The following is a 13338-nucleotide window of genomic DNA, read 5'->3' on the forward strand; positions in this document are numbered from 1 at the left end:
ACCGAATTGCGTGACCCTCGGCGAAAGGCGGGGTGCGTAACGCGGATGGCAGTTGAAGAGGGAGCACACGACATGAATATGGGGGTATTTAAAGCCGGGCTGGTGGCGTTAATGACCAGCACCGCCTTCACGGGCGTAGCATTCGCGCAAGAACAAGCCGACGCTGAAAAGGCCAAAGAAACTGGAGAAATCGTTGTAACCGGCACGCGCGTCATCCGCGACGGATATCAAGCTCCCGTTCCGGTGACTGTACTCGGCGCGGATGCCCTAGCCGCAAAGGCGCCGAGCAACATCGCCAACGTCGTGAACGAACTGCCGGCATTCGCGGGCAGCGTGACACCAGCAACCGCAACGCAGGCGCTAAGCGCAGGCGGCGTCGGCATCAATGCTCTCAATCTCCGAAATCTTGGCGCCAACCGCACGCTGGTTCTGCTTGATGGACAGCGCGTCGGCGCGGCAACCATCAATGGTTGGGTCGACGTCAATCAGTTCCCGCAAAATCTCGTCAAACGCGTCGACGTGGTGACTGGTGGCGCGTCGGCCGACTGGGGCTCGGACGCCATTGCCGGTGTCGTCAATTTCGTACTCGACAAGGAATATACTGGCATCAAAGGTGGCGCGCAGGGCGGTATCACAACCTATGGCGACAACGAAAGCTACAATCTTTCGCTCGCAGCCGGAACCACTTTTGGCGGCGGCCGCGGCCATATCCTATTCAGTACCGAATATGCCTACACCGCCGGCGTCATAGGTCAAGGCGGTCGAGACTGGTACAATGGCGCCAAAATTTTCAACAACCCAGCCTATGTGGCAGGAAATGGTCAACCGAGGCTGATCAACAGCCCGGCGGTTGGCTTCAACAATGCGACGCCAGGCGGCATCATCACATCGGGCCCGTTGCGCGGCACCTATTTTGGTGAAGGCGGGGTGCCCGCACAGTTCAACTACGGCTTGATCAGCGGCAACTTCATGCAGGGTGCCCAGTGGCAATATGCCGACTTTTCGACGACCGCCAGCCTTGCTCCGAAATCCAAGCGGGGCAATCTATTCGGCAGAATCAGCTATGATCTGACAGACCACATCGAGGTGTTCGCGCAGGGTTCCTACACAAAGTCCAAGTCGCGAGGCTCGGTCGGTAATCAGTGGAATTACGGCAACATCACGATCCAGCCCGACAACGCCTTCATCCCAGCCAGCATCGCCAGCCGGGTGACCAGCAGTTTCAGCCTTGGAAGCTTCAATCAGGATCTCGGATACATCGTTGCGCGTACGGACCGTTCGTCATGGCGCGGCGTACTGGGGGCCAGCGGCGACTTCAAATTGGGCGACCGCAACTGGACGTGGGACATCTACGGTCAGCAAACGGTCAATGACTTCGACTTTGAAGCAAGTGTAACAAATACCGCCAGATACAGGGGCGCGATCGACGCCGTGCGTAATGCCAACGGGGTCATCGTCTGCCGCTCGACTCTGACCAACCCAAATGACGGTTGCGTCCCCTATAATATCTTCGGCACTGGGGTGGTAGATCCGAACGCGCGCAACTATGTCCTTGGCAAACCATGGGGCAAGAACAAGCTCACTGAAAAAGTCGTTTCGGCAACCTTGAAGGGCGACCCTTTCTCGACCTGGGCGGGCGATGTTTCGGTCGCGGCCGGACTGGAATATCGTAAGGAATCCATTACGGGTGATTCCGATCCGCTTGCCAAGGTCAACTCCTATTTCGCGGCAAATTACAAGCCAACTATCGGCGCGTACAACGTGAAGGAAGGGTTCCTGGCTGCCGTCGTTCCGTTGCTCAAGGACAGTTCACTCGGCAAGTCTCTGAACTTCGAAGGCGCGGTACGGATAGCCGATTACAGCACGTCGGGTAGCGTCACGACGTGGAAAGCCGGGTTGAATTACACTCCGATTGAGGACATCACATTCCGCGTCATTCGTTCTCGCGATATTCGGGCACCCAATCTGGGTGAAGTCTTTGCGTCGAACGTGACATCAACCGGAACACCAACCGATCCGGCAAATGGCGGAGTAGCCAACACCGTCTTCATCGTTACCCGCGGCAATCCAGATTTGAAGCCGGAAATCGCCAACAATCTGGGCCTTGGCGTCGTGTTCCGTCCGCGCTTCCTGCCTGGCTTCGCGGCATCGGTCGATTATTACAACATCGACATTAAGGGTTCGATCGCCACGGTCGCTGTGCAGGACGTCGTCAATCAGTGCTTCGCTGGCAATACTGCTCTTTGCCCGTCCGTGATCCGCAATTCGGCCGGATTCATTTCGGAAATTCGGGTCCAACCGGTCAACCTGGCAAAACAACTCGCCCGGGGTATCGACTTTGAAACCAGCTATCGACTTTCGCTTAATGACGTGTCTTCCAAGCTGGGGGGCAACGTTACCCTACGTGCGCTGGCGACACGCTTCATCAAGAACAGGTTCGATAACGGCGTGACCGCTATCGAATATGCCGGCACAAACAGCGCGAACGGCAATACTGCTGGGCTGATCCCTTCGACGCCGAAATGGCGGTACAACCTGACCGCAGGCTGGGACAACGGGCAGGCGGCGGTCGGCTTTACCATGCGGGGCATAAGCAGCGGCGTCTACAGCAACGAGTATCTCGAGTGCGCGTCCGCGTGCCCGACTTCGACCGCTGCTGCCACGACCATCAACGACAACCATGTGCCGGGCGCGACCTACTTCGATGCCAATGCCAGCTATGAGTTTGCTGGAGGGTTCGAGCTTTACGGCGCGGTGGACAATATTGCCAACAAGGCACCGGCTCAGGCTGCTTTGGGAACATTCGTCGGTGCTGCACCGCTGAGCATTAACCCGGCGCTTTACGATGTGCTGGGCCGTACCTTCCGTCTGGGTGTCCGGTTCAAGATGTAATCACCTGACCGGCAATGCTATCGGCCGCCGCTCTTTCCCACGGAGCGGCGGCTTTTTTTACGGCGTGCCTGTTACCCGATGCCTACGGCACTCGCAGATGACCCTGGTCAAACGAAGAGCGCCGCTGAACCGGACACACGGTTCAGCGGCGTTCGTGTCGATGTTGAGGCTCGCGGTGTAGCGATACCCTATGCAGGCGGAGGCTGCTTAAATGCTCTCGCAGGTCGGTAGGGCGCCATCAACGCTTCGGTTTTGCCACCGACGACTTCGTTGGCCATGTACGCTCCGAGAAGCGCGGCAAGTGTCATGCCGCTATGGGTGACGCAGACCGAAACGCCGGGAACGCCGGGAATCTGCCCAAAGATTGGCCTGTCATCAACAGGATATGGTCGCAACCCCAGCGTCATATGATCATATTCGGCATTTTTGATTGCTGGGACATATTTGGCCAATTTCGATAGGATGCGCTCCCCGTGCATCTGGTCGATGCCCGGCGGAAATTCCATCGGATGATCGAGTATGCCTGCCTCGTGAACTGGGATCTTCGGCGGACCGGAAGAATCCAGGCCCACGAACGATCCGTCAGCCGCCTGCCTCCATTCCAGCAAAGTCGGACCATCATAAACATGCTTCGTGATAATTGGCATGCGCTTGGAATGGACAAGTGCTCCAGGCCTATAGAGCAGCGGCGCCTTGTACCCGATAGGAGCTAGCAGGGCTGGGACGTCTACTCCCGCGGCAACGATGACATGATCAAATTTTTCTCTCCCGTCGGCCGTTATAAGTGTTACCCCCTCCGAACCGTTGGTGGCAGGGTCAATGGCGCTCACCAGGCGCGGATATAGGATCTTGGCTCCTGCAGATGTTGCTGCCGCCAAAAAACGATTTGTCGCATGCACCGGATCGACATGCCCCCCCGACGGCGAATAGAGCCCTTCTACCAGATGGCCCGGGTCGATCTCAGGTGCCCTTTGCTTCAGCGCCGCCATGTCGAGATGCTCGAAGGGAAAACCATATTTGGTCAATCCCTTATCCTGTGTCGCAAAACGGCCCTTGTCTTCAGGCTTGTCAGTGAAGGCCACATAGCCGCCCCAAATGACATTCATGCCGAGCGGCTTGTCCAGTTGCTGCCAGTGCTTAATCGCCTCCAGCCGTAAACCCGTATAGGTCTCGTCGTCATGGAAGGCGTTGATCCACGCGAATGATTTGGAAGTCGCGCCTGCTGCTGGGGCCGCTTTTTCCAGCAGTGTCACATTGGCCCCTGCCCGCGCACAGAACATTGCAATTGAAGCGCCGACGATACCCCCTCCGATAATCGCGATCCGGAGTTTGCTGCCCGCGCTCCCCGTAGCTCTACTGTCGCAACTCATCAAAAGTGACGAGAGTCCAGCGCCCGCGGCGAGTCCTAGAAACGTTCGCCGCTCCATCAGCTTATACCTGCCTGCTTATGTTCGCACATCATTCTGCCTCCTTTTTGGCCGCAATCCTGTGTCAGCTTCCGCAATCCGGGGATGAGGGGCGACCCATACCTGCTCCGGCTATTCCCGCCTCGCGACAGCGCGCGCATGGATAACAAATTATCTCAAAAATATGTATAGACATATAAAGAAAAATCGGAATACTGCAATAGCTTCAAAGTTGCATGAACGTGGCTAGATTGGGCTGGACGGCCAAAGGGCGATTGGAGAAAGACATGTTGAGAACCATCGGAATCTTTATGGCTTCGTTTGCCGCGCTGGCGACGACTGGAAATGCGGTCGGCAAACCCCCTGTCCAGTTTTTTCAGATGCCCGGCACGACAAAGCCATTCTCGCATGCCGTGCGCGTGGGGGATCGGGTCTATGTTTCTGGTGCTGTCGGTTATGCGGCCGACGGCTCCTTGCCGACCGACTTTGCGATCGAGACAGCCAACGCAATGGACAAGATTGCTGCCGAACTGAAGATGGCGGGCGCCACCATGGACGATGTCTATAAATGCGATGTCGCCCTCACAAACATGGATCAGTGGGCTGCCTTTAACGAGGTGTACAAGACATATTTCAAGCCAGGGCGATATCCGGTGCGTAAGGCCACCGGTGTCTCATCGCTGAGAGGTCCCGGTGTCGAGGTGCAGTGCGAAGCCTATGTCGGAAAAGGGAAATAATTCTCCCGGCAACGCGACCTAACGTTGCGGTCGAATGGACCTCGTCGACGGTGTGCGTGCCGATGCCGATGATCGGCATGTCGAACGCAACCCGCACTGCTCCGACCAGCTTCGCCTTCGGACTGGGGGCGCGCTATTCGGGCATGGCCGTCACAAAATTCCAAGGAAATCACCCAGGATCTGACCGGCAACGCCATCGCCGGGCGCGGCGGCGATCCCGATGATATCGGCGATGTCCGCCTTCCTATGCAGCCGCGACGCTGGCTATCTGATTAAAAGGCATATCCTGATGGACGGCGGCCTTTATCCTGGCCGCTTTTGACAGCGCTTGGCGATCGCACCGTCGCGCTGAGCGACGCCTATTTCTGCAACACGTCGCGACGCATCGGCGCGAGCTTTGCGAGGAAGCGGTTCTGCGCCTGGAAGTCGACACCCTCCGCCTGCATCGCTGCCTGCAACCGCTCGACCAACCGGTTCATGTCCGCTTTCTGGACGCCCATATCCTTGTGCGCGCTCGCCATGTCGCGGCCGGTATAGCTGCACCCGGCGTTCAATATGTAGCAGAATTGCTCGAACAGAGTCCGCCTCAGCCGCACCTTGTCCTGATTGGCGAAAATCTCGCCAATCACCGGATCGGTGAAGTTGCCTTCGACGAAATGGGCGACAATCCGGCGGATGCCTTCCTGTCCATGAAAGGCGTCCGCCATGCCCGACCCTATGAAAGGTGTCGCGCCGGCGTTGCGATCATCGACCGTGTAGGGATCGACCGCCTCCTCGCCGGGCATCGCATAGGGTGCGGCCTGAGCCAGGAGGAAGGAGAGAAATATCGACATGGCGGAAATCCCCGGAAATATCAGAAGGCTGCCTGAAGCTGGAGGAATAGTCCGCGTTGCCCCTTGACCGTGGCTATCGAGCCCAGGTCGGCATAGGCGATGGTGGCGGTCAGGCGGCGGTTAAGTGCATAGGCGGCGAAGGCGTCGAACCAGTCATCTTCCCGAGCGATGCCTAGATTGTCGGGCTTGGACCGGAACTCGCCCCCCACCGCGAAGCGGCGCGACAATTGCCAGGCGGCCGATCCCTCGAACTGTACGCCATATTCATCCTTCTTGTCGCCCCCGAAGCCCAATATGCCAAGCTGGTTGGCCTTGGTCAGCCGCACCGTGCCCGACAGCAGGATGGACCGCGACAGGAACAGTCGGCTGACGGAGGCATAATAGTCAATGCCCTCGTCATGCCTGGCGCCGACCGCGCGAACGATCGCGCCATTATTGTTCTTCTTATACTGCACCCCGACCGCCACGGCCGGCATGCGGTCATAGACCAGGTCGCCGGCCAACCCCAGCTTGGCGCCAATCACATCTTGCGAGAATGCGTAATCCTTACCAAGGCCAAGCGCGACGCCGATGTCATTAGTGTTGAAATTCTGGTGCGCGTAGCTGAATTCCAGCCGGTCGCGGATTCCGATCGCCACGCCCGCGCTCTGATAGTCATAATCCTTGACCTCGACCAGCGTCCCATGACCCGACAGGCCGATGCCGTCGCTGGTCTCGTTTCCCGCGATCACCGCCCAGGGCGTAAGGCCGCCGCCGCTCGCCCCTTCCAACGATGAAATGCCGTTGGTCAGCAGCAATTTCCCCCCATTACGGAGCGGTCTCGCCAGCGAATCGGCCGGCGCGAGCACGGTCAATGCGAATGTCATGGCCATTGCCAAAGCTGCGATCTTCATGGCCGCGACCTAGCGCAACAAGGTTAATAGCCAGTTATCCGCGACTTTCTTGAAACGCCCAAGAACCTGCCCCGAACTGCACTAATCTTTTATTCAATGTTCAGGATTATCAGGCGCTACCATGCGCAATATTTCTTTTCTTCCTCTGCCCATCCTTGCCACGGTGATCGGCATTCCTGCCGCCTATGCCGGCGACCTCGACCTTAGGGTCATCGATGCGGCAGGGAAGCCTGTCAGCGACGCCGTGGTGACCGTCCGCCCCGCAGGCGGCGTCCCCGCCGGGCCGATCCGTTTCCCGTGGGGCACGACGATGGTGCAGGAAAATATCGCCTTCGCGCCGCATGTACTGATTGTGCCAGTAGGCGCGATGGTGCGCTTTCCAAATCATGACAAGGTGCGCCACCACGTCTATTCCTTCTCGAAACCAGCGAAGTTCGAGATCAAGCTTTTCGGCAAGGACGAAACGCGCAGCTACGTCTTCAAAAGCGCAGGTGCCGTCGCACTGGGCTGCAACATCCACGATCAGATGAGCGGCTTCATCAAGGTGGTCGATACCCCCTTCGCCGCAAAGAGCAACGCAGCGGGCCAGGTCCGCATCGCGGGCCTCGCCGCAGGGACGGCGCAGGTCACCATCTGGCATCCATTGATGAAGGCGAAAGACAATGAGCAACTGATCCTGGTGCCCATTCCGGGCAGCGGATCGGTCGCCAAAAGCGCCGCCGTGGCGCTGCGCGCGGGCCGCTGATGCGGCTCCTCGTTCTGCATCGGCGATACCGGCGGGCGGTGCTGCGCCTGCATTCGGCCCTGACTCTCAAGATGACCTTGCTCTATGGCGCGATGTTCGTCGCGGTCATGGGCGTCTCGCTCTACGCCACCCGCAGCGCGATCGAACGCTATGCCGATAGCGCCGTCCGCAAGGAGATGACGGCGGGCAGCGCTCTGTTCGACCGGATGACCGCGCTACAATTCCGCCAACTGGCCCAGGCCGGCATTGTGCTCGCCAGCGATTTTGGCTTCCGCGAGGCAGTGGGCACGGGCGACGCGCCGACCATCGGCTCGGCGCTCGACAGCCTCAAGCGCCGCTTTGGCATCGACCACGCGCTGTTCGTCGCGGTCGACGGGTCGATGGCGGGCGACATGCGCGAATTGACCGCCGCCGAAACGACGCAGTTGTACGACGCGCTCGACGCCGGGCGCGAACAGGGCATCGTCCGCTGGGGCAGTCACAGCCATATGGTCGCCGCCGCGCCGGTACGCGCGCCAATGCTGACCGGCTGGGTTGTCTTCGCCAAGAATATGCGGCCGGGTGACCTGCGGCAGATGGCGCGCCTTTCGGCCTCCGACCTGCACCCCCGACTACTGCCGGTCACCGCCCTGCCTGCCGGCTTGCGCGCTACCAAGGGCGCGACGATCGCGACTGATGAGGTGACGCGCGCGGGCCACCATATGCTGGTCCAGGCACGCCCGGTCGAAAATCTGGTGCCCTCCGCGCCGCAGATGCTGGTGCTGGAATATAGCCTCACCCGGGCCATGGCGGCCTATTCGCCGATCCTGACCGCGCTGCTGCTGTTCGGCGTGATAGGTACGATGCTGGCGCTCTGGGGCGCGTTCGTCATGTCGCGCAGCCTCGCCCGGCCGATCGTCGCTCTGGAAAAGGCGGCGCGTCGGGTCAGTTCGGGCGAACATGCCGAGGTGAAGGTCGAGACCCGTGACGAGGTCGGCCGGCTGGCGCGCAGCTTCAACCTGATGGTGAACGCGGTTGAGGCGCGCGAGAGGCAGATCGCGCACATGGCCTTCCATGACGGGCTCACTGGCCTTGCCAACCGCAGCTTGCTGCGCGAGCAGATCGCGCTTGCACTGCAACGGGGCGACGGCCTTGCCCTGTTCTGCCTCGACCTCGACAATTTCAAGTCGGTGAACGACACGCTGGGCCACCCGACCGGGGACGCGCTGCTATGCGAAGTCGCGGCCCGGCTCAACGAAACCTGTCGCGGCGGCTTCGTCGCTCGGCTCGGCGGCGATGAGTTCGCGGTCATCTTGACCGACGGAGCGAGCCAGGCCGACCAGACCGGCCGGGCCATCGTCAACGCCCTCGCCCGCCCCTTCCAGGTCAACGGCCACCGCATCGTCACCGGCGCGAGCGTCGGCATCGCGCTCGCCCCACAGGATGGTGACGACGCCACCAGCCTGCTCAAGAATGCCGACCTTGCCCTCTATCGCGCAAAGCAGGACGGCAAGAATGCGCACCGCTTCTTCGAGGAAGCGATGGACGCCGAAGCGCAGGCGCGCCGGGCGATGGAAATCGACCTCCACGACGCGCTCCGCAATGGCGAACTGGAACTGCATTTCCAGCCGCTCTTCGGCCTGTCGCAAAACCGGGTGACGGCGTTCGAGGCGCTGCTGCGCTGGAACCATCCCACGCGCGGGATGGTCTCACCCATCCAGTTCATTCCCCTGGCGGAGGAAACCGGCCTCATCATCCCGATCGGCGAATGGGTGATTCACGAAGCCTGCCGCATTGCGGCCACTTGGCCCGATCATATCCGCGTCGCGGTGAACGTGTCGCCGGTCCAGTTCCGCAGCAGCACGTTAAACGGCATCGTGCTTCAGGCGCTCGCACGCTCGGGGCTGGCGCCGCAGCGGCTGGAACTGGAGATTACCGAGAGCCTCTTCATCGACAATGTCGAAGCGACCCTTGCCTCGCTCCATTCGCTCCGCGCGCTGGGCGTGCGGGTGGCGCTCGACGATTTCGGGACAGGCTACTCCTCACTTTCCTATCTGCGCAGCTTTCCCTTCGACAAGCTCAAGATCGACCGCAGCTTCATCGTCGACCTGCTGGCGCATGAGGGCGCGACCGCGATCATCCGCGCGATCACGACGCTGGCCGATGCGCTCGGCATCGAAACGACGGCGGAGGGAGTGGAGAATAGCGACCAGCTGGAAATATTGCGCGCCGAGGGATGTGGCCAGATCCAGGGCTATTTCTTCAGCAAGCCAATCCCCGCCAGCCATGTGGGTGCCTTGCTCAGCAAGCTCGATCGGGACCAACTGGCGGCCTGACCGCCATCAGTGATCGCTCGCCCCAAACGCACCGATCCCGGTTTCCGCCCGCACTCTCTGCTCCGCATAACCGGCCTTGTCGATCGCCGCACGTGGCGATCTGTCGAGCAGCGAAATCAGCCAGATGCCCAAGAAACCCGCTGGCACAGAGAAGATCGCCGGTGAACTGTAGGGAAATGGTGCGGCCCCAAGGGCAAAGCTGTTGGTCCACACCGCTGGCGAAAACAGCGTCAGCACGAACGCAGTCATCAGCCCGATGAGGCCGCCCCATGTCGCCCCGCGCGTCGTGCAGCCCGGCCAGAGCAGCGACATGACCAGCACCGGAAAATTGCCCGACGCCGCCAATGCGAACGCCAGGCTGACCATGAAGGCGACATTCTGCTTCTCGAACAACAGGCCGAGCAGCACCGCGAGCACGCCCAGCACCAGCACAGTGACCCGCGACACCCGCAGCTCGGCACGCGAATCACTCTGTCCTTGGCGGATGACCGTCGCATAAAGATCATGGCTTACCGCTGACGCGGCTGACAGCGTCAGCCCAGCCACCACCGCCAATATGGTCGCGAACGCCACGGCGGAGATGAAGCCTAGAAAGGCATCGCCCCCAACCGCATGGGCAAGATGGATCGCAGCCATATTGCCGCCGCCCAGCAGTGCGCCTTCACCGTCGAGATAGCGGCCCTGCGTCCCCACCAGTACGATCGCACCGAAACCGATGATGAAGGTCAATATGTAGAAATAGCCGATCCATCCGGTCGCCCAGAAGACCGACTCGCGCGCCTCCTTCGCATCGGGGACGGTGAAGAAGCGCATCAGGATATGCGGCAATCCCGCCGTTCCCAGCATCAGCGCGAGGCCAAAGGACAGGGCCGAAACGGGATCCTTGATGAAATTTCCCGGCATCATGATCGACTGGCCCCGCTCGACCGCCGTGGCAGCATCCGCGCCGCCCGCGATCGCCGCCTGCGTCTTGACCTCCACCGCCCGCGCGAACAGCGCCTCCAGCGAAAAGCCCGTCTGCACCAGCACCATCACCGCCATGAAGCTTGCACCGCCCAGCAGCATCACCGCCTTGATGATCTGCACCCATGTCGTCGCGCGCATGCCCCCGAATAGCACGTAGAGCATCATCAGCGCGCCCACGACCAGCACCGCAACCGCATAGGGCAGGCCGAACAGCAGCTTGATGAGCTGCCCCGCCCCCACCATCTGCGCGATAAGGTAGAAGGACACGACCAGCAACGTGCTAGCCGCGGCGAAGCTGCGGACCGGCGGCTGGGCAAAGCGATAGGAAGCGACGTCGGCAAACGTGAAGCGGCCGAGATTACGCAACCGCTCCGCCATCAGGAACAGCAGGATCGGCCATCCCACCAGAAAGCCGGTGGAGTAGATGAGGCCGTCATAACCGTCGTTGAAAATCTGCGCCGAAATACCCAGGAACGATGCCGCCGACATATAGTCGCCCGCCATCGCCAGCCCGTTCTGGAACCCGGTGATGCCCCCGCCCGCCGTGTAGAAATCGGACGCCGTGCGCGTGCTTTTGGCAGCCACCTTGGTGATCCAGAGCGTCAGCGCGACGAAGCCAACAAACATGGCGATGGCGACCCAGTTGACTGGCTGCCGCTGCGCCTCGCCCTCCAGCGCGGCGGCCAGAGCCGGCGTCGGCGCGAACAGGAGGGCGAGCGCGACAAACCACGCTCTCATGAGCGATGGTCCGCGAGAATATCGGCCATCGCCTCATCATAATGGCGGTTGGCATGGGCGACATAGAAGCCGGTCAGCAGTATGCCGAGCAGGATCACGCCGATGCCGATCGGAATACCCACCGACGTCACCCCATCGCCGATCGGCCCGCCAAGCAGCGCCTTGTCGAAGGCGATCAGCAGCAGATAGCCGATGTAAACGATGAAGATCAGCGCCGAAAGCAACCAGCCGAGCCGCGCCCGCCGCGCCACAAGCGCCTGGTAACGCGGATCGGCCACCACCGCTGCTATTACCGCCGCGTCCCGCCCGTCCGCCATACCGCCTCCCTTCGCGTCGCTCCACCGCATGATATAGCCCGACAAATGCTTTGCAACGGGATGCGCATAAGGAAGCGGACGCTATTTAAGGCCGCCGCCCATCGCCCGGTAAAGTTCGACCATGTTGCTCGCCCGCGTCAGCCGCGTAGCCAGCAGGCTTTGCTCGGCATTGTAGAGCGCCCGCTGCGAATCCAGCGTGGACAGGAAATTGTCGACCCCGGCGCGGAACCGGGCCTCGGACAGCGTATAGGCAACCCGCGCCGAATCGCGCAGCGACGTCTGCGCCTCGACTTGCAGCGCCATCGTGCCACGCCGGGCGAGCGCGTCGGCGACTTCGCGGAAGCCCGTCTGCACGCTCTTCTCGTAAGTCGCGACCATAGCGTCGTAAGTGGCGCGGGCATATTGCAGATTGCCCTTGCGCCGCCCGAAATCGAAGATCGGCAGGCTCGCCGATGGCGCGACAGACCAGAAATCGCTGCCACCGCCGAACAGGTTGGACAGGCCCTGGCTGACCGTGCCGAGCGCCGCCGTCAGCGAAATTGTGGGGAAGAATGCCGCCCGCGCCGCGCCGATATTGGCGTTCGCGGCGCGCAGATCATGCTCTGCCGCCGCAATGTCAGGACGGCGCAGCAGCACCTCCGAAGGGATATTGGCCGGCAGATTTTCCAGCGTCGCGCTCGCCTGCGGCATCGCATCGGGCAGGTCGCCGGCCGGCACTGTCGTCCCGGCCAGCAGATTGAGCGCATTCTGGTCCTGCGCCACCAACGTCGTCGCCTGAGCGATGTCGGACCGCGCCTGGTCATAGCTGGTCTGCGCCTGCCGCACCTCCAGTTCCGACGCGATCCCCTTGGCGAAGCGGGCGCGGGTCAGTTCCACCGTCTTGCCGAACGCCTGCTCCAGATCGCGGGAGATTCGCAGCCGCTCCTGATCTGCCGCCATGGTAAGCCAGGCATTGGCGGTTTCGGCGATCAGCGCGGTCTGCGCGGCGTTGCGATTTTCGACCGCCGCGAAATATTGCTCCTGCGCTGCTTTACTCAGGTTTCGCACGCGCCCGAACAGGTCGATCTCCCAGGCGGAAATGCCGACCTGCGCCTGATAGACATCGTTATTCAGCCGCTGCGATTGGCCGAACTGGACCAGCGGCTGCTCGCTATACGTGGCCGTGCCGGTCGCGCCAACGGTGGGCAGGAGGTCGGCACGCTGCACCCGATATTGCGCCCTTGCCTGGGCGATATTGGCAACCGCCAGCCGCAGGTCACGATTGTTGGCGAGCGCGGTCTCGATCACCCGCGCCAGCCGCGCGTCGGTGAAGAAATCGCGCCAGGCCGTATCCGCCGGGACGATCGCGCCCCCCGCATCGGCGGCATAGGCCGGCCCTTGCGGCGACGCGACAGGGACAGAACTTGCGGGCCGGACATATTTGGGCGCCAGGTCGCAGCCGGCAAGCGCCAGCGAGAGGGTGAGCGCGCCCAGCGCATGGATGCTGCGCGTCATGA

General features: G+C 61.4%; 10 protein-coding genes. 4 read left to right on the plus strand and 6 right to left on the minus strand.

The window, feature by feature from the left end:
- Positions 1-45: 45 nt before the first annotated feature.
- Positions 46-2892 carry a TonB-dependent receptor plug domain-containing protein gene (locus ACETPF_RS03750; protein ID WP_373932914.1) on the plus strand — a complete coding sequence of 949 codons (2847 nt, stop codon included), beginning with the start codon at positions 46-48 and terminating at the stop codon, positions 2890-2892.
- Positions 2893-3080: 188 nt separating this feature from the next.
- On the opposite strand, the gene ACETPF_RS03755 is transcribed toward ACETPF_RS03750, so the two are convergent.
- Entirely contained in the window at positions 3081-4319 is a 1239-nt protein-coding gene (locus tag ACETPF_RS03755) for an NAD(P)/FAD-dependent oxidoreductase (RefSeq protein ID WP_373932915.1), read from the minus strand.
- A gap of 266 nt (positions 4320-4585) precedes the next feature.
- Here ACETPF_RS03755 and ACETPF_RS03760 point away from each other — a divergent pair, with 266 nt between their 5' ends.
- Complete coding sequence (locus ACETPF_RS03760) at positions 4586-5035, plus strand: RidA family protein (protein ID WP_373932916.1); 450 nt, start codon at positions 4586-4588, stop codon at positions 5033-5035.
- A gap of 359 nt (positions 5036-5394) precedes the next feature.
- Here ACETPF_RS03760 and ACETPF_RS03765 read toward each other — a convergent pair whose 3' ends face one another.
- Together ACETPF_RS03765 and ACETPF_RS03770 are read right to left on the minus strand one after the other, a co-directional pair.
- Positions 5395-5868, minus strand: a complete 474-nt coding sequence (locus ACETPF_RS03765; protein WP_373932917.1) for a group I truncated hemoglobin — start codon at positions 5866-5868, stop codon at positions 5395-5397.
- A 20-nt stretch (positions 5869-5888) separates the two neighbouring features.
- Positions 5889-6734 carry a DUF3034 family protein gene (locus ACETPF_RS03770; protein WP_373932918.1) on the minus strand — a complete coding sequence of 282 codons (846 nt, stop codon included), beginning with the start codon at positions 6732-6734 and terminating at the stop codon, positions 5889-5891.
- Between the two features lie 148 nt (positions 6735-6882).
- Here ACETPF_RS03770 and ACETPF_RS03775 point away from each other — a divergent pair, with 148 nt between their 5' ends.
- A complete protein-coding gene (locus ACETPF_RS03775; RefSeq protein WP_373932919.1) occupies positions 6883-7506 on the plus strand; it encodes a cupredoxin domain-containing protein in 624 nt (207 codons plus the stop codon).
- Entirely contained in the window at positions 7506-9821 is a 2316-nt protein-coding gene (locus ACETPF_RS03780; protein ID WP_373932920.1) for a putative bifunctional diguanylate cyclase/phosphodiesterase, read from the plus strand. The genes ACETPF_RS03775 and ACETPF_RS03780 overlap by 1 nt, the downstream gene beginning before the upstream one ends.
- A 6-nt stretch (positions 9822-9827) precedes the next feature.
- Here the strand turns inward: ACETPF_RS03780 and ACETPF_RS03785 are convergent, their stop codons facing one another.
- From ACETPF_RS03785 to ACETPF_RS03795, 3 genes are all read right to left on the minus strand, one after another.
- Positions 9828-11525, minus strand: a complete 1698-nt coding sequence (locus tag ACETPF_RS03785; protein WP_373932921.1) for a cation acetate symporter — start codon at positions 11523-11525, stop codon at positions 9828-9830.
- Entirely contained in the window at positions 11522-11842 is a 321-nt protein-coding gene (locus ACETPF_RS03790) for a DUF485 domain-containing protein (protein ID WP_373933068.1), read from the minus strand. Before ACETPF_RS03790 ends, ACETPF_RS03785 begins: the two co-directional genes overlap by 4 nt.
- 81 nt (positions 11843-11923) lie before the next feature.
- The gene (locus ACETPF_RS03795; protein ID WP_373932922.1) at positions 11924-13336 is read right to left on the minus strand and encodes an efflux transporter outer membrane subunit; all 1413 of its coding nucleotides are present in this window, start codon (positions 13334-13336) and stop codon (positions 11924-11926) included.
- Positions 13337-13338 lie beyond the last annotated feature (2 nt).

Origin of the sequence: Sphingobium agrisoli, assembly GCF_041877245.1 — a bacterium.
GTDB lineage: Bacteria > Pseudomonadota > Alphaproteobacteria > Sphingomonadales > Sphingomonadaceae > Sphingobium.